Origin of the sequence: Mucilaginibacter ginsenosidivorax (genome assembly GCF_007971525.1) — a bacterium.
Classification (GTDB): Bacteria; Bacteroidota; Bacteroidia; order Sphingobacteriales; family Sphingobacteriaceae; genus Mucilaginibacter; species Mucilaginibacter ginsenosidivorax.
This window is the reverse complement of sequence record NZ_CP042437.1, coordinates 3,474,194-3,497,723: the sequence shown is the minus strand read 5'-3', so window position 1 is coordinate 3,497,723 and position 23,530 is coordinate 3,474,194. Positions and strand designations below refer to the sequence as shown.

Sequence of the window (23,530 nt, the reverse complement as noted above, 5' to 3'; positions counted from 1 at the left end):
CCAATGAACGGTTACTGAACTAATGACTTTCCCTTTTTAATTCGGCAATTATTTTTTCTAATTCGTTTATTCTTTTCTCCAATTCGGGCAGGCGGCTTATGACTACGTTTGAACGCATGTTTGCGCTGTATAGCGTAGCAGGCGTACCCGCCCATTTTTTTCCTTCCTCGGCAATAGTACGGCTAACGCCCGATTGTGCCTGGAACTGCGAACGGTTTGCAATGCTGATATGGCCAACCAAACCAACCTGGCCGCCCATAATCACATTCTCGCCAATTTTAGTGCTTCCGGATATGCCCGATTGCGCGGCGATAACGGTATTTGCACCAATTTCTACATTGTGGGCAATCTGAATCAGGTTATCCAATTTTACGCCTTTACGTATCACCGTCGACCCCATGGTTGCTCTGTCGATAGTGGTATTTGAGCCAACCTCAACATCGTCTTCCAGGATAACATTACCTATCTGGGCCACTTTAGTGTAACTGCCATCGGGATTAGGAGCAAAACCAAAACCATCGCTGCCGATAACCGCGCCAGAGTGAACAATAACGTTATTGCCTATTACACAATCAAAATAAACCGTAACGCCCGAAAATAAGGTAACGTTGTTGCCAATGGTTACATTATCTGATATGTTAACGTTGGGGTAAATTTTGCAGTTATCGCCAATTTTTGCGTTAAGACCAATGTAGGCAAATGCCCCTATATAAGGCTCGGCGCCAATTTGGGCTGTTGGGTGTATAAAGCAAGGCTGCTCGATACCTTTTTTATTAAGCTTAAAAGTGTTGTATTTCTCCAACAATACCGAAAACGCGCTGTAGGCATTCTCTACCCTGATAAGTGTGGCCGTTACCGGGCCGGTAAGCTGAAAATCGTTATTAACAATAACTACAGAAGCATTGGTAGTATATAAATACTGCTCATACTTGGGGTTGGCCAAAAAAGAAAGACTGCCGGCGGCACCTTCTTCTATTTTAGCCAACTGATTAACAGTAACCGAAGGGTCGCCTTCCACCGTTCCGTTAAGCAGAAAACTTATATCCTGGGCAGTAAATTGCATTGACAAATTTAAATGTTATAATTAAAGCAGCAAATTATTAATTGAGTACAGTTTTGGTTCGGGTTGCGGGTTGCGAGGTTCGGGTAGCTGCAACAAGAAAAAGCCAGGCAACACGAACCTCGCAACCCGCAACTCGAGCCTCAAATCAAATCCTTACTGTAGCAAAGTATGTATTTTTTTACGGTTTTTGCTAATGCCTCCAAATTGGAGTTGTCGCTGGCTGTTGTAATGTCATGTACGTGGCCATCCTTCATCAATATGCCTATGTTGCCATCGCCGGCGGTATAGGCATTATTGCGGATGGACGTGGTAAAAACAAAGTAACCGGCATCCTGCTCGCTTATGCTGTATTTTTTCATTGCCTTTTTTATAAGGGAGTTTACAAACTCCTTATCGGGACGCTTATTGCTGATATCTACATGATACAACTTACGCTGAACCAGGTTTTGTGATAGCGTTGATAGTATAAAGTCGCTATGCCCGGCCCAAACTTTTACTGCTGCCATAATATCGGTATCATCCAAACTGGCAAAAGTTTCCAGGTGATGGTCCTGGTTCATAAAAGCCTCTTTGCTGATTCCTCCTTTTATAAAATGCTTTAGTGCCGGTGTAGCAAAAAGATCTTCGCCTTTCAGGGTAAGCTCGCGGCAGCGTTTAAATATCTTTACCAACAATTCTTCGCCGGCAATAACGGTTTTGTGCAGGTAAACCTGCCAGTACATGAGCCTGCGGGCAATCAAAAATTTCTCAATCGAGTAGATGCCTTTGGCATCAACAACAATATGATCCTCCTTAACATTTAGCATTTTGATGATCCGTTCGGAACTGATGACCCCTTCGGATACGCCGGTAAAAAAGCTATCGCGATTAAGGTAGTCCAGCCTGTCCATATCCAACTGGCTTGAAACCAGCTGATGAAGGAATTTACGGGGGAAAGTGTTGTTAAATATACTGATAGCCATGGTTAAGCGGCCATCAAACTGCTCGTTGAGTTTGTTCATCAGCATAGATGAAATATCCTCATGGTCAATCCCTTCAATAATGGTGCGCTCCAGGGCGTGCGAGAATGGCCCATGGCCAATATCGTGCAGCAATATCGCAATGGTAACGGCCTCTTCCTCTTCGTCGCTTATGTTGTGGCCCTTGTTACGCAGGGTTTCAATGGCAGTATCCATCAGGTACATAGCACCTAAGGCATGGTGGAAACGGGTATGCAGCGCACCGGGGTAAACCAGGTGAGTCATCCCTAATTGCTTAATGTACCTTAACCGTTGAAAGTAAGGGTGCTCAATCAGGTCGAATATCAGTTCGGTTGGGATGCTGATAAAACCGTAAACCGGATCGTTTATTATTTTCTTTTTGTTCAATGGATTAAGTAAAGTGCAAAAATGTAAAACAAAGGTAAAATAAGCCGGTGATGTTTGTTAAATTTTGTTAATACCTTTACCAATCAACAACAAAAGCGTCCCTTTGGGGTTTACAAGTCTGAATCAGAATTTTCTGAATTTAAGAATTAACAAAATATGACTGATTAAACGAGGCATATTTGAACTAACTTAATCTTATTCACTGAATTCAATAATCTGAAAATTCTCAAATCCTGAAAATTCTGATTCAGAATATTTTTAATCCAGATACTATGCAAGATACCACCATTTTATGGGCTGATGATGAAATTGACCTGTTACGACCACACATACTTTTCCTGAGCGAAAAAGGCTATAAGGTTACTACCGTAACCAATGGCAACGATGCTGTTGATACTTTCAAAAGCGGCTACTTTGACCTTGTTTTTTTAGATGAAAACATGCCGGGCCTAACCGGGCTGGAAACACTGCAGCAAATAAAAAACATTAATAATGATGTTCCTATTGTGCTGATAACCAAAAACGAGGAAGAATATTTGATGGAAGACGCCATCGGCTCAAAAATAGATGACTACCTGATAAAGCCGGTTCACCCAAAGCAAATATTGCTTACCATTAAAAAACTAACGGAAAATAAACGCCTGGTAACCGAAAAAACTACCATGGCCTACCAAATGGACTTCCGTACGCTGGGCATGACGTTGAACGACAACCTGAGCCACCAGGAATGGGTTGACGTTTATAAAAAGCTCATCTACTGGGAATTGGAACTGGAGAAACTGGAAGATGCCGGCATGCACGAAATTTTGACCATGCAAAAGGCTGAAGCCAATATGCAGTTTTGCAAATTTATTGAACGCAACTATTTAAACTGGATAAAAAATCCCGATTCGGCGCCTACGAGCTCGCCGCAGTTGTTTAAAAAGAAGGTGTTCCCTAAAATGGATGGCAAGGGGCCGCTGTTTTTTATATTGATAGATAACCTGCGGTACGATCAGTTTAAGATCATCAACCCTATCATCTCCGAGTATTTCAGGATGGAGGAAGAAGATACTTACTATAGTATTTTGCCTACAGCAACACAATACGCCCGTAACTCCATTTTTAGCGGCCTTATGCCTTTAGATATGGAAAAACGCTACCCGCAAATGTGGCAAAACGACGAGGATGAAGGGGGCAAAAATCTTTACGAATCGGAATTTGTTGCCGATCATTTGAAGCGTGTTTTACGCCGCGACTGCAAATACTCGTACCATAAAATCCTGAATATCGACGAAGGCCGTGCGCTGAATGAATCGGTTAGCAACCTGATGAACAACGAGCTGAATGTGGTTGTTTACAACTTTGTGGATATGCTATCGCACGCCCGTACCGATATGCAGATGATTCGCGAGCTGGCGAGCGACGATGCGGCTTACCGTTCATTAACCCTCTCGTGGTTTGAACACTCGCCCCTGTTTGATCTGTTGAAGTTTTTGGCCCAGAAACAGGTGCGTGTAATTATTACAACCGACCACGGCACCATCCGGGTAAAAAACCCAAGCAAAATTGTCGGCGATAGGAATACCAATACCAACTTACGTTACAAACAAGGTAAAAACCTGAACTATAACGCTAAGGAAGTATTCCATATCCGCAACCCGCACGATGCTATGCTGCCCAAGTTGCACTTAAGCTCAAGCTTTGTGTTTGCCAAGGAGGACAGCTATTTTGTATACCCTAATAACTATAATCATTTTGTTAATTTTTATAACGAAACTTTCCAGCATGGGGGCATCTCGTTAGAAGAAATGATTATCCCTATTGTAACATACGGGCCGAAATAGCCCCCAAGCCCCTGAAGGGGGAGTAAAAAAGCCTGTCGGATAACAAATATCCCGACAGGCTTTTTAGTTTAATTGCAAAAAAGATAAAAGAAAAAGGCCTTCCATTGCTGAAAGGCCTTTTTCCTTTTCATTCATCTGCACAGATAGCTTAAGGTTTTACGCTCGTAAACTTCGACCCTAAGCTGATGTAATCAGTCATGATCTGGCCGGCTTCGCGTTTTACAAAGTCAAGGTCCTCGTTTTTAGGTTTCTTATCACCTTTTTTAAGTGCGGGCAAGCCTAAGGCAACGCGGCGCAGGTTGTTGCGCTCCACTGCTTTTTGCTCATCGGCATCACGCTGTTTTTTCAGGTCGGCTTCATTTAGGGTTACGCTGCCTTCATTTTCATGCTTTTTAAAATCGGCAATATCTTCCAGCATATATTTGTAGCTATCGCTGGTAGCCATGCGTTGGTCGTGCATCTTTTTAAGCTGAGGCAATACTGCGGTAAAATCGCCGGCTTTGGTAAAATCGCTTTTCTCAATCACATCAAAAGGCATAGCCGATGGCTCTGTATCCTCGCCATATTTATCCAAAGGAATTAACGATGGGAACTGGATATCGGGCATAACACCTTTATGCTGGGTTGAATTGCCGCTGATACGGTAAAACTTAGCTATAGTTAAATTTAACTGGCCGTAAGTACTCTGGCTACCGGTTGATACTTTCATCTTTTTTGTCCCGGCAACATTTCCAGCCAAATCTTTAATTTTATCTCGAATTGGCGACCCCAGTATCCTATCAAGGTCGATAGCGTTTTGTACCGAACCTTTGCCATACGTTTGAGTACCCAGGATTAATCCGCGGCCATAATCCTGGATAGCACCCGAGAAAATTTCGGATGCGGAAGCACTAAAACGATCAACAAGTACGCCCAGCGGGCCTGAATAAGTAACCGAAGGGTCTTCGTCTTTTTCTACATCTACCTGGTCTTTAGTATCGCGAACCTGCACTACCGGGCCCGATTTGATGAATAAGCCGGTAAGTTCGATAGCCTCCATTAATGAGCCCCCGCCATTTTCGCGTAAGTCAATTACTACGCCATCAACATTTTCCTGTTTTAGGCTATCCAGCAATAACTTAACATCATGGGTGGTACTTTTATAGTTGGGATTGCCCGCCTTGTAATCATTATAATCTATATAAAATGCAGGGATAGATATTACCCCTATTTTAACTGCTTTGCCATTACTGTTATAGGTGCGGATCTCTTTTTTGGCAGATTGATCTTTCAAAATAATTTTTTCGCGCACCATTTCTACCGTTTTTGGTTTGCTACCCGCACCAGCACCTGCCGGTAAAATCTCGAGCCTTACTGTAGTGCCTTTTGTACCGCGAATAAGGGCGATAGCATTTTCAACCCTCCAGCCAACTACGTTCTGGAACTCGCCTTCTTTGCCTTGTGCAACACCAACAATGCGATCGTCAATAGAGATTTGCTTGCTTTTATCGGCAGGGCCACCCGGCACTATCGATTTGATAGTAACATATTCGTTTTCAACTAAAAGGGAAGCACCTATACCCTCTAACTGACGAGACATTTCGATATTGAAATTAGCCGCATTTGAAGGGTTAAAATAATTGGTGTGCGGATCAATAGCCTCAGTAAAGGCATCCATAAAGTATTGAAAAACATCCTGGTTGGATAGCTTATTGGCTTGCGACAATAAGTTTTCGTAACGTTTTTTAAGTGTTTCTTTATTTTTAGCCATGTCCGGGCTGGCTATTTTCAGGTTCAGCAGGTCGTATTTAACGCGCTGTCCCCACATATCATCCATTTCGGCTTGATTGGCAGGCCATGGCAGTTTATCACGGTCATAAACAAATGATTCTTTTTTATCAAAATCAAAGCTTTTGTTTAGGCGCGCCAACGAGTAGTTTACATGTTCGATGTACCTTTTTTGAAACACATTGAAAATATAAAACGCATCATTAAGGTTACCTTCTTTAATATCATCATCCAGCACCGTTTTGTACTTTTCAAAATCTTTAATGTCTGATGCTAAAAAATAACTGTGGTTTTCGTCTAACGATTTGATGTAGCGATTGTATATAATTGTTGATATAGAATCATTCAACTCCACCTTTTTATAGTTGTAGTTGGTAATCAGTTCGGCAATTTTTTTGCACACGATAACCTGTTGCTCATCGGGCTGCAAATCTGAGGCTGCAACCTTAATTGGTTTTGACGGCGATGCCTTACATGCAAGTGCAGCGGCCAGTAATACTAATAAATATACTTTCTTAAACATATTTTTTACTGTAGTTAAATCGGGAGTTGTGTAAAACATCAATACTTGTGCCTAATAAATTATTGCTAACGTAAAAAAAAGAGACAGTCAAAATGCTGTCTCTTAATAACAATAACAATTATACGATAATGTTTTGCTTGTAGTATACAAGCAATGGCATTTTACGCTATTGTTACATAAAAAAATTATTTAATTACCTTTTTAGGCTCCTGTTCGGCGGTTTCCGCATAACGGATCTCGGCTTTAGGGTTGTCTTTATTGTCCTGCAGGTAGCGCATTTGTTTGTTAATGCTGGCAACATCAGCTGTAAAGCCGTGGCTATTGGCTATATCGCGGGCTTCGTTCAAATCCTGCATGGCCTGGGTAAAATCGCCGTAGCCGGCTTTGCAGGTTGCAAGCCCCATCAGGCTGGTTATGGTGTGCTTGTCGTCGTTTTGCTGGCGCGATATCAGGAGGCTTTGCAGCCAATACCATTTAGCTTCGGATAAGCGGTTTTGCTTCAGGTACATTTGTGCCAGATCGCTAAAATTGTAGCTTGCAGCATTGTATACCCTGAACCTCATATTATGCTGTGCGGTTTTCATTACCGCCATCTCCTGCAGGTAAAGCGAATAGGAGGCAAGATCAAGGTTAACACGGGTGATTTTATGTTTAGCTAACTGCGCCGCCGGTAGCCGACCAATGGAGTGGTCTTTTACATCAGCAATCAGCGGAAAACGCTCGTGTTTTTTAAATACGTTACCTATGCTTTTAGCCGGTTTTACCCACCATTGTGCCGATGCGGATATACTTACGGAGCACAAGATAATTAGTAAAAGATATCTCATTGAGCCTTTTGTCTGAGTTTAATAAATTAATCAGTAAACAAATATAATTATAAAAGCCAGTTAATCAATACCCTAAAAGGGGTAAATAGCGGCCTCCCTTATTTGATAAGTGGATTTAACGGATCACGGGGATGGAATGTTATGCCCTGTTAAGGCTATACCTGTTAAAACCCTGATAATAAGACAGAATAAAATTTCTTTTTGGTTTAAAAATTTAATCAAAAAGGGCACCCTTGAAGATCGGCCATTTTTGCAAACTTTGCTGCCAAACTAAAAGATGCTTGCCAGCTTCCCGCTAATTGATCAGTAATTTATAGCCCCTGCCATGTACATTAATGATCTCGACATTGGGGTCATCTTTTAAATACTTGCGAATTTTGCTTAAAAACACATCCATGCTGCGGCCGTTAAAGTAGTTATCGTCATGCCAGATATTTAGCAGGGCTTCTTCGCGGGTAAGCACTTCGTTTTTACGCATGCACAGCAGGCGCAAAAGTTCGGCCTCTTTGGTAGATAACTTTTGAAGGGTTTCGCCTATAGTGATGATTTGCGAGGTATAGTCAAAAGTATACCGGCCAATTTTAAAGCTGGTTTGCTTTTCCTCATCAGTTTTTTCGGTACCGCTGCTGCGTTTCAGCAAGGCGTTTATACGCAAGAGTAGTTCTTCTATACGAAATGGCTTAGTAATATAGTCATCGCCACCAAGGTTAAAGGCCTGGGTTTTATCCTCAATCATGCCTTTGGCTGTGGCAAATATGATGGGTACGTTCGGGTTTATTTTCCTGATATCTTTGCCCAGGGTAAAGCCATCTTTTTTGGGCATCATTACATCCAGTATCAGCAAATCAAATACATGCTTGGTAAAGGTACGCAGCCCTTCTTCGCCATCTTTGCACAAGATAACATCAAACTTCCCTTTCAACTGCAGGTAGTCCTGTAGCAGTAAACCTAAATTGGCATCATCCTCAACCAGTAGTATTTTCTTCATTTGCTTTTATAGTCCCAAAGACCGGAAGTCCGGAAGTCGGAAAGTTTTTTTAGTTCGGAAGTCGGAAAGTCCGATAAGTCCGAAAGTATATATTTAGTACAGATAACCACTTACAATCTTTCGGACTTTCCGGCTTGCGGACTTTCCGACTAACTACGCCACCGCGAATTTCAATTCAAACTCCGATCCTTTTTCTCTTTCAGATTTTACGCTGATACTGCCGTTCAGCCTTTTTACAATGGTGTTTACATAGCTTAAGCCCAGTCCAAAACCTTTAACATCGTGCAGGTTACCTGTAGGAATACGGTAAAACTGTTCAAATATTTTTGTTTGCTGGTCGCGGCTCATGCCTATACCTTTATCAGCCACCTTAATTACCACCTGTCCGTTTTTATTGAAAGTGCTGATGGTTATTTCGGGGTTTTCATGGCTATACTTTATTGCGTTATCGATAAGGTTATACAACACGTTTGAAAAATGAAGTTCGTCGGCAATTATTACCGCGTTTTCGGCCTCCAGTTCAAGTGTGGTTTTAGCATTGCATTTATGCAGCTTAAGCGCCATACTATCCAATACAACCGCTATCATATCGTTTACATCAAGCGGCTTTTTATCAAGCTTAAAATCATTTTTTTCGATGCGGGCAATATTTAACACGCGCTCTATATGGCTACCTAAACGTTCATTTTCCTCAAAAATTATATTGGCCAGGCGCAATACCCTATTTTGATCGTTTGTAATTTCCTTGTCCTTTAAAGCCTCGCTGGCAATCATAATAGTTGATACCGGGGTTTTAAACTCGTGGGTCATATTATTGATGAAATCTATTTTCATCTCTGATACTTTTTTCTGTTTCAGGATAGAGAAAATGGTATATCCAAAACAAAATATCAAAACGATAAGCAAACCGCCGGTTGTACCCATAGTAGCAGTCATTTTACTTAATATGAGTGAGTTTTTTTGCGGAAACGATAGCTTGATCTTTCCCGGATCGTTGATTACATCGCGACTAAAAATAGCCGTTTGGTAGGTATTGGCAGGTATAAACGCAGGCTTGTTACCCTCCAGGTCGTTGGCGCTTGAAAATATAAGCGAATCGCTGCTGGCCGTAGTAACCTCGTAGCTAAAGGGCAAAGAAATCCCTTTGTCATGCAGTTCAAAACGTAAAAGAGTATCTATCCAAAGCAGGTTTAAGCGCTTGGTAAGCGGTTGCCCCGATCTGCTGTATTCTTCGGCCAGGTTGGCTATAACATTTGTCTTGCCAGGGTTTGTGTTTACGCTTACGTTTTGGATCGAATCGGTCTCCAGCATTCTTTTGATCTGTGCAACCTGTCTTTCCTTTTGCTTGCGCACTTGTTCGCGCTGCCAAAGGGGGTTAATGCGCGGTATCAAAATTAATTGCTTGCCAAACTGCGGATCGGGATATTCGTAACGCAGCGTATCATATTTACGCAGTTTATGAGGTATTTTTGCGGTATGGGTAATGTGTGTGCCAATTACCTGCTGTTTGTAGCTGGCATGCACTATGCCGGCATCATCGGTAAACTGCGCCATGGTCACTTTAATATCCACGGTGCCCTCCTGCTGTAATAAATCGCTTAGCTCATCATCAAGTTTTTGATGCTTTATCATGCGTTCAAGACTATCGCGCAGCAGGGCTATTTTCTTTTGTCTCAGGGTTTGCCGCCTGCCCGCTTTGGGGGTAAAGGGTTTGTTTTCAGCGCTTTTTACAACCTTTATTCCCGCATCATCTATTTCGGCTGCTTTAACCTGGGCTTTTGAATTTAAAAAGTTGTTGGCATCCTGTTTGGTTACTTTTGATACCACGTTGTTAAGGGCCTCGTTAACAGAGCGGTCAAAAAGCTCGGATTGCATCTGGTACGATTGCCTTAAAAAATATAATTGCATGGCCATTACACCCAAAAGTGCAAGCCCCATTAAACCTATAATTAAACCAATACTACGTCTCTTCATTTGTTAACAAACAAAAATATTTTAAATAAGCCAACAAAGGGGCTATTTAACAAAATTTAACAATTGTAAATTAATAATAACGCTTTGAAATATAACCTATTGCCGGTAGTTGAACAGGTGGGGAAAGGCAATAAAAAAAGGCCTCAAATTGAGGCCTCTTTTTATATTTTATGCAAATGGCAAATCAATTAAAATGGCAAATCATCGTCATCGCTTGATGAGCTGATGTCTGCGGCCGGTGCTGCATACTCTGGTGTAGATGCTGCGCCTGCACCTGCAAGAACGTTAATTTTCCATAACTGCAACGAGTTGAAATAGCTTTTTTTGCCTGTTTTATCAGTCCATGGACGGCCACGCAGGTTAAAGAAAACCTCAACGTCATCGCCTATCTTTACATTGTCAATCAAAGCACAGCGATCTTGTATAGCTTCGAACTTCAAATACTCAGGATATTGAGGGTTTTCAATATATTCTAATATCAATTCGCGCTTCTTTAGTGAGTCGGTTACCTGTTGTGTTGGCGACACTTCATGTACTTTACCTTTAACTTCCATAATCTTCAAATAATTTAAAATGTAAAGTTAATAGATAAGAAATTAAAATAGGGCGTTTTTAATGCTTAATTTCGCAAAATATCATGCAAGTTTTCCACAACGAAAGTAAAATAATAATTACCTGCAATAAAAGATTGTCAGGCTATCTTCAACAGGAGGTAGAAGCATTGGGCTACACACCGGTCCGCGTTTTTCAAACCGGGGTGGAGCTTAAGGGCACAGTTACAGATACCATAGCGCTTAACTTAAACCTGCGCTGCGCAAGCCAGGTGCTTTATTTAATAAAAAGTTTTAAAGCCGCCGACCCAAAAGAACTATACGACGAGTTAGTGACCATTGAGTGGGAAAAACTGATCGATTTCAGCGGGTATTTCTCGGTTACATCAAACGTTAATAACGAGCATATACTTACGCCTTTGTTTGCCAACGTAAAGGTGAAAGATGCTATTGTTGACAGGATTAAGGAAGTTAAAGGCATTCGCCCCAACTCAGGCGCCGAAGCCAATAAAACCCTGGTGCATTTATACTGGCAGGACGATGAGGCCGATATATTTATGGATACATCGGGCGAAACGTTGGCCAAACACAGCTATCGCAAAATACCCGGCAAGGCCCCTATGCTTGAAGCTTTGGCCACATCAACTATTATGGCTACCAACTGGGACAGGAAGAGCACATTTATTAACCCGATGTGTGGATCTGGCACTTTGGCCATTGAGGCTGCTCTGCTGGCTACCGATAAGCATCCCGGTTTATTCAGGATGAACTATGGTTTTATGCATATTATGGGGTACGATGAAAACGTGTTTTTTGTAGAGCGCCGTAAGCTGAAGGACAAGGCCAGGAAAGAAACAGGCTTTAAAATTATCGCTACCGACATATCTGAAGATGCTATAGATATTGCTCAAAAAAATGCTAAAACCGCGGGAGTAGAACATTTAATTGATTTTGCTGTTTGTGATTTTGAAGATACCGAAGTACCAGAAGTACCCGGAGTAGTAATGTTTAACCCGGAATACGGCGAGCGCTTAGGTGTGCACAGCAAGCTGGAAGTCACCTATAAAAGAATGGGCGACTTTTTGAAAAAGAAATGCCTTGGTTACAGGGGATACGTTTTTACAGGAAATCCCGACCTTGCAAAAAAAATAGGCCTACGCCCATCGCGCAGAATTGAGTTTTATAATGGCAAGTTGGATTGCCGTTTATTTGAGTATGAGTTATATGACGGCAGCAAGCGCGACCCGAGTGAACGCCCGCAGCCCAGGTAACCAGTTAATATAAGAACACATTAATGAAAAAGATATTATTATTAGCCGTAGCAGTATTATCATCAACTTACGTTATGGCGCAAACACAGCTTGCGTTCCCTTTCCAGGGAGGTGCGCCGGTGATGAACTCCTTTTTTAAAGACAGCGTTGTGGTATCGCCCGAAATAATTAAAAAAAGAGCCGTGGGAACTGCCGTTTTTAAGTTTACTGCCGATACAAAAGGCACAATAACAAGAATAGTGATTTATTATGCTGACGACTATGTTTTAACAGTGCCTATTATTGAAGCCTTAAAAAAGTCAAACCATAAATGGATTATCCCCGATCATGAAAAGGTTCATGATTTTGTATTGCCCTTCTCTATCGGCTTCATTCCGCCGGCTGTGCCAGGCAAGAGTTTAGAGAAACATATGTTTGATTTTTATGCTCAACGTAAGCCAATAATTACAGACAATCAAATTCCGCTTGATAACGCCACTTTATTACCAACGGTGGTTATCAGTTACGGATTAGGACAATAAGAGATTTTAGTAAACGATAAATATTTTCGATCAACGAACAACACGGTTGTCATTTCGAACGAGGTACGAGGAGAAATCTTGTACGCTCTGCATTTGAAAAGCCGTTGGGATGCAGGGTGTAGAAGATTTCTCCTCACCCCGCCCGCTCAATTCCACTGCTGGCTCGTTCGAAATGACATTTTCTTTAGCTAAAAAGATGTGGGTACAGGGTAGGTTGGGCGGTAACAAAAATGTTTAAGCCCCATGGGCATACCTCCAAATTATCCAAACAATTCGCTGCTCAGATACCTGTCGCCACGGTCGCAGCAAATAAATACAATTACGCCTTCGGTTAGTTCAGATGCTAATTTTATAGCTGCAGATAAGGCGCCACCACTGCTCATGCCGGCAAATACGCCCTCCACTTTGGCCAGTTCACGAGCCCTTTGGGTAGCTTCTTCTTCAGAAATATCCATCACCCTATCTACCCTTGATGCATCAAATATTTTAGGCAGATAAGCCGCGGGCCATCTGCGGATGCCAGGGATAGACGAACCCTCTGTAGGTTGGCAGCCTACTATCTGGATATCGTGGTTTTGCTGTTTAAGGTACATAGAGCAGCCCATAATAGTGCCGGTAGTGCCCATGGCGCTCACAAAATGGGTTATCTTGCTTTCCGTATCGCGCCAAATTTCGGGGCCGGTGCTTTTAATATGAGCGCCAAAATTGTCGGGGTTGGCAAACTGGTTTACCAGGTAAAATTCGCCTGTGGCGGCTTTTTCTTCGGCGTAATCGCGGCAAAGTTCAATGCCTTCCAACAAGGTTACTTTGGCCCCGAAAGCTTCCATGGTAAGTGTGCGTTCGCGGGTGGAGTTTGATGGCATTACCAGTTCAATTTCCAAATCAAACAACCGCGCAATCATGGCCAGCGCTATGCCTGTATTGCCGCTGGTGGCCTCAATTAATTTGGTGCCGGGTTTAATATCGCCACGCTCAATAGCGCTGCGGATCATGTTGAGCGATGCGCGGTCTTTAACGCTGCCACCAGGGTTGTTGCCTTCCAGCTTGGCAAATATTTTTACGTTTGGATTAGGGTTCAGCTTTTTTATTTCAACCATAGGCGTGTTGCCTATTAAATCAATGAGTGTAGCCATTGTTGTTTGTTTTAGATAGATGTAAAACAGGGTTGCTCCTGGTTATCGTAAACAAAATTAGCAGTAATATTTAAATAGGGACCAAAAGCAGTTGAATTGACTTTAAAACCACTTTACTGCTTATCAAGTACCCTTTGAATGTTTGTTTGCAGATCGGTAAGGCGTTGTTGATCTATATTGTCGTTCACGATAACAATATACCCCAGGTTTTTACCCGGATAAAAAAGACACATAGTATTAAAGCCGATACCTGTATGCCCATCATGATAAATAATAGGTGCGCCTTTGTAATCAACATCCATCATCCAGCCTAAACCCACGCCGGTATTATCGGGGTTTTTCCAGGTGAGGTGGTGGCTTAGTTTTATTGCAGGGTCATCTTCCGCTAAATTGGCTTTGAGATATTTAAGCATATCGTTTATAGTCGAATTCATGCTTGGGCCGTTGTAATAATCGGTTAAGTTTAAAAATGGCTGGGGCTGATTGTTGCTGCTATAGCCCTGGGCCAACCTATCGGAATGTATATCAATTTGTGTTTTGGTATCGGCCATATTTAAATGCGTTTTTAAATAATGCGTTACCAATTGTTCATAAGGCTGATGATAAATACGCTCCAGCAAGAGAATCAAAACCATCATCCCATTACCATTGTACCTGAATTTTGTGCCCGGGATGGTATCGGGGTTTAAATTATGCAGGTCTTTCAGCAGGCTGTCGGCCTTATATGCGTCGTAAAAATGAAGCTGCTCTGGTAAGGTCAGTTTCCTTAAACTGTCTTTTATCGTTTTAGGAAACTGGTGCGCCTGCCCCGGCAAGCCCGATGTGTGGTTGGCCAAATTAACGAACCTGATAGGTTGGCCATTATACTGAAGGTTGGGATAGCTGCCTGGAAGGTATTTCCTGATATCGTCGTTAAGGCTCACCTTTTTTTCGACAACCGCCTGGGCCAGCATGGTGGTTACAAAAGTTTTGGCTACCGAGCCAAGATTATAAAAATTGTCGGCACTGGGCAGTTTGCCTGTTCCGTTTTTTACCTCCCCGTAATTGTAGGTGTAAGCCTTGCCGTCCCTGTAAATACCAATGGCAATACCAACGGTATTGGGCGTATCCATATAAATTCTCGCTCCTTTATCAACTGCCGAATCGAGCCTGGTTTTGAGCTGATTATCGCTCAGCAAAGGTTTTTTATTTTGGGCGCTCGCATTTAAGCCGATAAAACACAGGCATACAATTGCGCACAGGCTAAGTGATTTCATTTTTGCAGATAGTATATTTTGAATGATATAACTGCAAAATCAAGAAAAAACGAATTTGCTTACCTATGTAAACTGGCAGGCAAGGTTAAAATTTCGGTAAAAGGGTAATAATTGCCGGTCAATTATTTTTGCTCGCCAAAAATGCGCCGGGTTAGTTTTTTCAAAATACGGATGCTTGGCGTGTGGTACACCCTTGAATTGGGCGGCAGACTTTTGGTTAGCCACACATTTCCTCCAACAATGCTGTTGCTGCCTATCACGGTTTCGCCGCCCAATATGGTGGCGCCGGAGTATATAACCACATTATCTTGTACCGTTGGATGGCGTTTGGTAAATGCCATGCTTTTATCAACACTTAATGCGCCCAGGGTAACGCCCTGGTATAATTTAACATGTGCGCCAATGGTACAGCTTTCACCAATAACAATACCGGTGCCATGGTCAATGTAAAAATAATCGCCTATTACGGCTGCCGGGTGAATGTCGATACCTGTTTTTGAGTGCGCATATTCGGTCAGGATCCTGGGGATCAAAGGAACATCGCGGGTATATAAGCTGTGCGCCAGCCGGTAAAGCGAAATTGCGAAGAAGCCCGGATAGGTGCGGATAACCTCAAACTCGCTTCGGGCAGCCGGATCGCCGTTGAATATAGCCTGTATATCGGTATTTAAAACCTGGTAAAGATGCGGCAGGGATTCAAAAAAACCGGCAGCTCGTTTTTTGTTATCGCAATCGGCACAAGCGCTGGTGGCCTCCATAATTTTGTAAAGCTCGGCCTCCAGCAGCGCAAATTCCGACTTTAGTTCATCAACAGTCGAAAATACTTTTGCTGTTTGCTCCGGATATAGCAAATGAATAACGCGCAGCGCCCACCGGGTAATTTCCTTGTTAGACGGCACATACTCAAGCTTTTGCTGCTTGGTAAAAATTTGCCCGTAAAATTCTTCACTCATGTTTTATAATACGCGGTTGAGGAGCAACAATCGTTCTGTACTGCAAGTTTAGGGAAAAGAATGTTGTTTATATGTAAAAATGGCTACTTAATTGATGGGCTTAATAATTTTTGTATTCAAAAACACTACTTGTATTGATAACGTGGGTAGTAAAAACGGATAAGCCCCGATCAGAGTAATTTCCGCATTGTAAAATGTTTGTAAACGACGGAAAAACGTTATTATTTGTTTTAAACAATACAAATTTACCAGCTTGCTTTTATATCTCAAAATGGGCTTTTTTTCATGCATAAATGCGTAAAAACGAGCAATTAATTCAACCTTTTGCACAATAAATATGCTATTTATTGATACAAAATGCGTATTTATTAATACAAAAATAAAATGACGGAATCTTGCTAAAAAAATCAGAAAAAGCAGGCTGGAAAACCGGACATCTTAGGATTTAAAAATCCCGGGAGCGCCACTTCTACGCGCTCGTAGTTGAGCGGTGAATTTAACCAGGTGGGTAAAAAATAGCAAATGGCTAATCACACTATCCGTCATGGAATTGAATGGCTAATGGTGCAGCCTGAAAAACACGCCGATAAATAAGTAACCCGAATTATATTTTATAGGAGCATAATACTTTGACCGTAAACGGTTGATGCCCGCGCCGTAATTTGAACTATCATAACCCAGTTCCAGCCCCACGCTGGCATGTTCGATTGGAATGGAAAAGGTTATCATGGGCGAATAAGCAAAAGTATAGCCCGCGTTTGTTGATTTGCCTTCCAGTTTTTCGGTATAATCATCCCGGGGTTCGCTGTAGCGGTATACATCGCCATATCCAACATTATAGCCTCCTTTTATGGAGAGGGCAACAGCTACCTGTACATCACTTTCAGGATTGATACAATAGTGGGGCGTTATGGCGATACCGGTATACAGGGTTGTGCCCTCAAAGCGTTTGTAATCGTCATCAAAATAAAAATTATAATTCATTACATCGGCGAAACCGGTAATATCAAACCCGGAATGGCCGCCTGCAAAAACTTTCCCGTAGCCGATATTAACCCGGAACGAGCCCCTGCTTAAATTGCTATCGAGCAGATTGGCTGTGGGCTGCATAGTGCCAATCCTGATCAGAGGGCCACTTGACTGTGCCTGCGTTTTTAAAGCGCAGCAAAACAAAAATACTAAAACCAAGCCTGCAGGAAGTTTCATATTTGAATTGTGATAGGTGTAAAGCAGAAGTCCCAGCAAATCAGGATGACAAGGCCCGTGCCCCGTATAACAGACTATTTATTATCAGTTTAGTTTAAGCCCACCTACAAATAAAACCAATAGGTTAGAAATGATATCTTCGATATTGGCAGATCAGCTACTAATTTCCGAATGTTAAGGCTATACCAACAAATAAATACCCAGAATGATAGTTTAATGGGGAATAATAAGCTGACCGCAGATTGTTTATCTGCCTGGCATAATTAGCGCTATCGTATCCCAATTCTATAGCAATAGGGCCCGGGTTACCATTGGTGGATAAGGAAATAAACGGCGAAACAGCAACGCTGATATTGCTTTTAGTTGATTTGTCTTCCAATCTGTCGCCGTAATTATTGTGCTGACCGTCATATATATAAACATCGCCGGTACCCCAGTTATAACCCGCTTTGAGTAATAACCCGGCAGAAAATCGAAAACTATTTTGAGGGTTAAAACAATACCGGGTGCAGAAGCCAGGTCCCAGGCATAAAATTGAGCCTCTAAAACGTTTGTCATTATCGATATCGAAGTTGTAGTTCGTTAAATCGGCGAAGGCGCCTACATCAAACCAAACCCGCCCCCGGTGAAAAACCTGCCCGATGCCGAGCGTTAATCCAAACGAACCTTTATCTGCAGTGTTGTCAAATAATTCCCGCACAGGTTTCATAACACGAATACGAACAATATCGCTATCCGTTTGGGCACGCACTACCGCCGTAACGCAAAACAAAAATACTAAAACCAAACCTGCAGGGAGTTTCATATTTGAATTGTGATAGGTGTAAAAGCAAAAGGTGTAAGCCCGTTTGTAACAATATGACTGCTTTTTAATCGCACGGTTTAATTAAACTATTCAAATAAAATCAAGTCATTGCTTTTAGTATTGTTTATACAGTATATTTACATCACCAATCATAAACACCACCAATCTTCACTAATTATAAAATATAATTATGACTACCAGACGTTCATTTATTAAAACTTCGGCTATGCTTACTGCCGGACTTTTAGCAGCACCAAACTTATTTGCTTACGACAAAAAACAGATAGGCCTGCAATTATATACCATTCGCGATGCCATGGCGAAAGACCCGGCCGCGGCATTAGCTAAAGTAGCTAAGTTAGGATACAACACGGTTGAAGGGGCAACATACACAGGCACCGAGTTGTTTTACGGCATGAATGCCAAAGGTTTTGCCAGTTTACTGGCAAAGGAAGGCCTTACAATGCCAAGTGCGCATTATCGCCTTGGCGAGGAGCAGGTTAACGGTGCATCGCAGATAGGCACTATCCTTAACGACTGGAAAAGAGCCGTTGATGATGCCGCCGCCGTTGGCGCCAAGTACATGGTTTGCGCCTACTTATCACAATCAGAACGGGGCGACGCCGAGCATTATAAAAAAGTAGCAGGTTTGCTTGATGTTGCCGGCCAAACATGCAAAAACTCGGGCATTCAATTATGTTACCATAACCACGATTTTGAATTTATACAGGATAACGGACAATACCCGTACGAAATACTGTTAACAACAACTGATGCCGACAATGTAAAAATGGAAATGGATTTGTACTGGATGACCAAAGCCGGACAAGACCCGATTGCCTTTTTTAACAAATACCCGGGCCGTTTCCCGCTGTTACATATGAAAGACATGGACAGCACCCCCGAAAAGAAATTTACCGAAGTAGGTAACGGCATTATCGACTTTAAAAAGATCCTGGCCCAATCAAAAAAGGCAGGCGTAAAATATTTCTTTGTTGAACAGGATATATGCCCCGGCGATCCGTTTGATAGTATTGCCAAGAGCATCAGCTATATTAAAAAGAATTTGGTATAAAATCTTTGTTACAAGCATAAAATACAGGCCGTCACCATAAAACAAAGTGATGGCCTTTTTATTTTACGATAATTAAATCGCTTGTGCTCAAAAATTTCGTAGGTTATGGAAATAAACACCACCATGCTAAAATATCTGCTTTTTATATTAGGGGCATCCTTTTTGTTTACCTGCGCGGCACAGGCCCAAACCGGTAAAGAATTATTAACCGGCGACGCGATGCCGACATTTTCGCTGCTTGACCAAAATGGTAAGGAATTTAAAACTGCCGACTACGTGGGCAAAAAAGTTTTGGTAATTTATTTTTATCCAAAAGATGAAAGCATGGTTTGCACCAAAGAAGCCTGCGCCTTTAGGGATAGTTTTGACCAGTTTACCAAAGCCGGCGCTATGGTTATTGGCATAAACGGCGGCACGGTTGCCAGCCACAAAGGTTTTGCCGACCACTACAAACTGCCGTTTACTTTACTAAGCGACCCCGACAACAAGGTTTATAACCAGTTTGGCATCCACAAAAAGTTTTTTATGACCGGCCGCGAAACTTTTATTGTTGATTTGAAGGGCAAAATAGTTTATACCCACGAAGCCATGATGCAGGGCAAAGAACACTCAGACGATGCGCTTGCATTTATCAAAGCCGCAAAAGCCAAATAAACACGGGCCATGATCAATGCCTTAAAAATTCTGTTTAGTATTGTTTTGGTGTGGATGTGTTATGTAGTAATAACCACCAGCCTGAACAGCAACCTGTTTACCAATTGGGATTACCTGGGGTCCATCCCCTGGATGCGGGCTACGCTATGGGATTTTTACGCCAATGTTTTGGTTATATTTGTTTGGGTATGCTATAAAGAGAAGTACCTGCTTGTTAAAATTACCTGGCTCATTTTATTATTTGCGCTGGGCAGTATTGCCAGCTGTGCTTTTGTGCTCATCCAGCTTTTCCGGCTTAAACCGGGCGAGGGCTTAAAAGAATTATTCGGGAAGAAAAATGGATAACAGTTCGCTTTTGTGTTTGGTAATTTATTGCCTTTTGGCCTGTTGCGGCATTATGGTGCTGGTGTGGCTTTGGGCGCATAAAATTAAAAATGCCGGCGTGGTTGATATCTTTTGGTCGTACAACTTCCCGGTTATTGCCATTATCCTGTTTTTTTTAGCCCCCGGTTATCACGACCGCAAGGTGTTAATATGTGCCATGGTAATAATAGCCGGCGTGCGCTTAGGTACCCACCTGGCTACCCGAATTACCAGGCATTTGGACGAGGAAGAAGGCCGTTACCAGCAATTGCGTAAAGAGTGGGCACCCAACGCCGAAAAGAAGTTTTTCTTTTTCTTCCAGTTCCAGGCCATATCAAATGTACTTTTGGCCATTCCCTTTTTTATCTCTTGCCTTAATACAACCACCGTTCTTTCTCCGCTGGAGTATGCCGGTTTTATCCTTTGGTTTATCAGTGTAACCGGCGAAACCATTGCCGACAGGCAGTTAGCCACCTTTAAAAGCGATCCGGCTAATAAAGGCCACATTTGCCAAATAGGCCTTTGGAACTACTCGCGCCACCCCAATTATTTTTTTGAGTGGCTCATGTGGGTTTCCTATTTTGTATTTGCTTTAGGATCACCCTGGGGCATTTTGGCCATTATTAGCCCGGCCATCATTTTGTACCTGTTGTTAAAAGTTACCGGTATCCCCGCCACCGAAGAACAATCCCTGCGCTCCAAAGGCGAGGCCTTTAAAGAATACCAGGCAAGTACAAGCGTGTTTGTGCCCTGGTTTAAAAAGAAGTAGGGTTATTGACCCGCACATAAAAGCACGCCAAATGCCGAGCCGTTGTTGGAGTTGTCTCCAACAACTTCGTTCCCGGCGGCACAGCCATTAAAACGTAAGCCGTAAGCCAATTCCTTTTAAATAATGACTTGCCGATTGGTAACGATAACAGCAGAATACAGATGGCTATTGCGAGATAGTAACGGTTCACGAGTTTGTTGGAGACAACTCCAACAAAGTGCGGGCGGGAACACCGACAAGGGTGGAACCATGAGTTAAAGGAAAGCAAAAAAGGCATTTGGATAATAATATAAAAAAACAGCCCCGCCCTGAGCTGTTTCATTTTAACTTCATGATACTCACCATTAGAGAAATCATGAATCCTGCATGTGTGTGGCGTCATTGCTGACAAGGCGATTGCAGTATATCTTAACCGTAAACTTCTTGGCTTTTCTTAGCTTCGAGTTCCATTCCAAAATTAAAATCCGTCCATTTTATAAACCAATACTTCCGGCTCTCAATAAGCTCAATGTGATTGGCTGCTACATCGTTTAAAGTTAAAAGTTTTCGTTTGTATTTATAACGGGTCTTTGAAAATTCTTTTTTGTATTTTCTCTTATCCTCTAACTTAGTTGCCGCTTTAAATTTACCATAAGCATCTGTTTTCCTATATTCATCGTCCAAATAAGGACATGTTAGCACATCAAATAGTAGCAGTGTTAATTCTGTATTTGACCTTCGATCCTCTCTATTAACGTTCTTAAACCTTTCACAGATATGATCTTTAATGGGTTGTTTTAGTTCTTGATAAATACTGATGTTTTTGATATAAAACAGTAATACCATAATTGAAAAATAATTCAGTTCATGTTTGAATTTTATTTCTCCATTGTTGTTTTCGAAAATGCCAAAGTATTCACGAAGTGATCTTAAACTCAATCTATATTCTCTACCTAATTGACTAAGGCAAATCAGTAGGTATAAGGTTTCGATTTGAACGAATTGAGATGACTTATTTTTTTGTAACACAAGTATTATGTCATCATTGCATTTTTTTAAAAGCAAGTGTTTGTTTGAATCGTTAAATGGTTCGTCACTTTTATTGCTTGCTCCTCTAATCAAAAACTTCGATAGCTTTTCAACTATCATGCAGACTTTAATTGTAGAGTTAACTCTTGGTGACACAGAATAAAGAAAGAAAGCTATATCCAATATCTGCAAAAACGCTTTAAGAAAAACCTTTTCTTTATTTTTAACCTGTCCAATAGATTTATGTTTTTTTATTAGCGAAGACGTTTTTTTGTCAAGAATCGCTAATGAGAAATTCATGATGTCCTTATATTCAACGCCCGTTTGACTTATGATGATTTTAAACCTTGTAATTATATGATTAGCATTGAAAAATATAGATTTTTCCCTGGTGTTTTCATCGAAATCTCCTTCTGCATCATTCTCCTCTTCTCCATCGATAAGAAGTTTCCCATCTTTTTCTTTTAGTTTTAAATAGTCTCTAAATAAATCACTTATTTTCTGCTTAGCAATACTAATCTCTGTTATAATGGGTTTATGATATTGAATGCTTTTTGCGTCGTTAAACGCTAACTTATATTCTTTTAGTTGGATTTTGAACTCTTTTAAAATTTCATTTATCGTCTGTTCCTGGTTGTAAAAAACAAAATAGTCATCTACATATCTGAATATTTCGTAATCAACTTTATAAACTAGACAATCAAGTTCATTTTTTTTATTTTTTAAACAATCATAAACGTTTACATCGACTTGTTGTAATATAATTTCTGCAAAAATCCTCGAAAACTCAGAACCAATAATGATACCGTTCGTCTCATTGTAATTCATTTTTTGCATCAAAAAGTCAAATTCGCCACCAAAGGTTGAACTTAAATCATTAATATTATTTTTTAAAATTTCTTTATTAAAAAGCGCCCACGCTATTGTATGACTATAAATGCTATCAAAACATTTTGAAATATCAAACTTATAAAGATGATTGTATTTCTTTTCAGCTCGGTGGAATTGATACGATTCATAAAATTTATGAATACTGTTATACTTTTTTACAGCAAAAAAAGATTTGAGATTTTCATACTCAATATCGTATTGTTCAACGCCCCCCTGTGGCTCATCTAAATCATTTCGCTTCTTATGAAGTAAGTCATTGAAAAAAGTATATTTAGCTAACTTATGTGGTTTTCTTAAAGAAAATGGACTCAAAGAAGTGTAATATAAGATCAAGTCTTTATAACGATCATAAAATTTTACGACTTCAAGTTGATTTTTGGGGTGTATTACACTGAGCTCTCTGAAGTCGCTTTCTTTATGCCTAATCTTAAAAGTAAACGGTTTCGATATTAGCCCTTTATCGTAAGATTTCGAAAACATCAAGTCACTAACAATTTTCAAAATTTGCAACTCTTTTACAAGTTGGTCTTTGTAAGATTTTGCAAACTTTAAACTCGCTTCTATTTGATGAATTTTATTAGAAATCTCCTGAGGGTTATCTAACATGAAACTATGTTGCTTCAGGAAATTGTAAAAATGGCGATTTGAAAATATGAGAGGAGTTTCAAATGGAAGTACATCAGACAAAACTACCCTTTCCTTTGAGTAGTTAATATCAATTATTTTTTTTTTGCCCATA

General features: G+C 41.2%; 20 protein-coding genes. 7 read left to right on the top strand and 13 right to left on the bottom strand.

Annotated elements, in window-relative coordinates:
- Window positions 1-19: 19 nt before the first annotated feature.
- Window positions 20-1,063: a UDP-3-O-(3-hydroxymyristoyl)glucosamine N-acyltransferase gene (lpxD, locus tag FSB76_RS14620; RefSeq protein WP_147054528.1), complete on the bottom strand. Its 1,044-nt coding sequence runs from the start codon at window positions 1,061-1,063 to the stop codon at window positions 20-22.
- Window positions 1,064-1,203: 140 nt separating this feature from the next.
- Window positions 1,204-2,430 (bottom strand): HD domain-containing protein, encoded by a 1,227-nt coding sequence (locus FSB76_RS14615; protein ID WP_147054526.1) that lies wholly within the window; start codon window positions 2,428-2,430, stop codon window positions 1,204-1,206.
- Window positions 2,431-2,702: 272 nt separating this feature from the next.
- Here FSB76_RS14615 and porX point away from each other — a divergent pair, with 272 nt between their 5' ends.
- Window positions 2,703-4,256 carry a T9SS response regulator signal transducer PorX gene (gene porX, locus FSB76_RS14610; protein ID WP_147054524.1) on the top strand — a complete coding sequence of 518 codons (1,554 nt, stop codon included), beginning with the start codon at window positions 2,703-2,705 and terminating at the stop codon, window positions 4,254-4,256.
- Between the two features lie 148 nt (window positions 4,257-4,404).
- Here porX and FSB76_RS14605 read toward each other — a convergent pair whose 3' ends face one another.
- The 5 genes from FSB76_RS14605 to FSB76_RS14585 form a co-directional block, all read right to left on the bottom strand.
- The gene (locus tag FSB76_RS14605) at window positions 4,405-6,546 is read right to left on the bottom strand and encodes a carboxy terminal-processing peptidase (protein WP_147054522.1); all 2,142 of its coding nucleotides are present in this window, start codon (window positions 6,544-6,546) and stop codon (window positions 4,405-4,407) included.
- A gap of 185 nt (window positions 6,547-6,731) precedes the next feature.
- Window positions 6,732-7,373 carry a tetratricopeptide repeat protein gene (locus FSB76_RS14600; RefSeq protein WP_147054520.1) on the bottom strand — a complete coding sequence of 214 codons (642 nt, stop codon included), beginning with the start codon at window positions 7,371-7,373 and terminating at the stop codon, window positions 6,732-6,734.
- A gap of 295 nt (window positions 7,374-7,668) precedes the next feature.
- On the bottom strand, window positions 7,669-8,361 hold the full coding sequence (locus FSB76_RS14595; protein ID WP_147054518.1) for a response regulator transcription factor: 693 nt from the start codon (window positions 8,359-8,361) through the stop codon (window positions 7,669-7,671).
- 153 nt (window positions 8,362-8,514) lie between these two features.
- A complete protein-coding gene (locus FSB76_RS14590; protein WP_147054516.1) occupies window positions 8,515-10,335 on the bottom strand; it encodes a sensor histidine kinase in 1,821 nt (606 codons plus the stop codon).
- 188 nt (window positions 10,336-10,523) lie between these two features.
- The gene (locus FSB76_RS14585) at window positions 10,524-10,889 is read right to left on the bottom strand and encodes a DUF3127 domain-containing protein (protein ID WP_147054514.1); all 366 of its coding nucleotides are present in this window, start codon (window positions 10,887-10,889) and stop codon (window positions 10,524-10,526) included.
- Window positions 10,890-10,972: 83 nt separating this feature from the next.
- Here FSB76_RS14585 and FSB76_RS14580 point away from each other — a divergent pair, with 83 nt between their 5' ends.
- Both FSB76_RS14580 and FSB76_RS14575 read left to right on the top strand, forming a co-directional pair.
- Window positions 10,973-12,157: a THUMP domain-containing class I SAM-dependent RNA methyltransferase gene (locus tag FSB76_RS14580; RefSeq protein ID WP_147054512.1), complete on the top strand. Its 1,185-nt coding sequence runs from the start codon at window positions 10,973-10,975 to the stop codon at window positions 12,155-12,157.
- Window positions 12,158-12,180: 23 nt separating this feature from the next.
- Window positions 12,181-12,678: a hypothetical protein gene (locus FSB76_RS14575; RefSeq protein ID WP_147054510.1), complete on the top strand. Its 498-nt coding sequence runs from the start codon at window positions 12,181-12,183 to the stop codon at window positions 12,676-12,678.
- 260 nt (window positions 12,679-12,938) lie between these two features.
- Here FSB76_RS14575 and cysM read toward each other — a convergent pair whose 3' ends face one another.
- The 5 genes from cysM to FSB76_RS14550 form a co-directional block, all read right to left on the bottom strand.
- Window positions 12,939-13,811 carry a cysteine synthase CysM gene (gene cysM / locus FSB76_RS14570; RefSeq protein ID WP_147054508.1) on the bottom strand — a complete coding sequence of 291 codons (873 nt, stop codon included), beginning with the start codon at window positions 13,809-13,811 and terminating at the stop codon, window positions 12,939-12,941.
- A gap of 113 nt (window positions 13,812-13,924) precedes the next feature.
- Window positions 13,925-15,067 (bottom strand): serine hydrolase domain-containing protein, encoded by a 1,143-nt coding sequence (locus FSB76_RS14565; protein WP_147054506.1) that lies wholly within the window; start codon window positions 15,065-15,067, stop codon window positions 13,925-13,927.
- A 122-nt stretch (window positions 15,068-15,189) separates the two neighbouring features.
- On the bottom strand, window positions 15,190-16,020 hold the full coding sequence (epsC, locus tag FSB76_RS14560; protein ID WP_147054504.1) for a serine O-acetyltransferase EpsC: 831 nt from the start codon (window positions 16,018-16,020) through the stop codon (window positions 15,190-15,192).
- Between the two features lie 558 nt (window positions 16,021-16,578).
- A complete protein-coding gene (locus FSB76_RS14555) occupies window positions 16,579-17,226 on the bottom strand; it encodes a hypothetical protein (protein WP_147054501.1) in 648 nt (215 codons plus the stop codon).
- Between the two features lie 160 nt (window positions 17,227-17,386).
- On the bottom strand, window positions 17,387-18,031 hold the full coding sequence (locus FSB76_RS14550) for a hypothetical protein (protein WP_147054499.1): 645 nt from the start codon (window positions 18,029-18,031) through the stop codon (window positions 17,387-17,389).
- A 190-nt stretch (window positions 18,032-18,221) separates the two neighbouring features.
- Here FSB76_RS14550 and FSB76_RS14545 point away from each other — a divergent pair, with 190 nt between their 5' ends.
- From FSB76_RS14545 to FSB76_RS14530, 4 genes are all read left to right on the top strand, one after another.
- Window positions 18,222-19,106, top strand: a complete 885-nt coding sequence (locus FSB76_RS14545; protein ID WP_147054497.1) for a sugar phosphate isomerase/epimerase family protein — start codon at window positions 18,222-18,224, stop codon at window positions 19,104-19,106.
- Window positions 19,107-19,211: 105 nt separating this feature from the next.
- Window positions 19,212-19,760, top strand: a complete 549-nt coding sequence (locus tag FSB76_RS14540; RefSeq protein WP_147054495.1) for a peroxiredoxin — start codon at window positions 19,212-19,214, stop codon at window positions 19,758-19,760.
- A gap of 9 nt (window positions 19,761-19,769) precedes the next feature.
- Window positions 19,770-20,105: a DUF1475 family protein gene (locus FSB76_RS14535; RefSeq protein WP_147054493.1), complete on the top strand. Its 336-nt coding sequence runs from the start codon at window positions 19,770-19,772 to the stop codon at window positions 20,103-20,105.
- A complete protein-coding gene (locus FSB76_RS14530; protein WP_225976515.1) occupies window positions 20,098-20,892 on the top strand; it encodes a DUF1295 domain-containing protein in 795 nt (264 codons plus the stop codon). Before FSB76_RS14535 ends, FSB76_RS14530 begins: the two co-directional genes overlap by 8 nt.
- Window positions 20,893-21,300: 408 nt before the next feature.
- Here FSB76_RS14530 and drt3b read toward each other — a convergent pair whose 3' ends face one another.
- Window positions 21,301-23,529 (bottom strand): antiviral reverse transcriptase Drt3b, encoded by a 2,229-nt coding sequence (gene drt3b / locus FSB76_RS14525; protein WP_147054491.1) that lies wholly within the window; start codon window positions 23,527-23,529, stop codon window positions 21,301-21,303.
- Between the last annotated feature and the right edge of the window lies 1 nt (window position 23,530).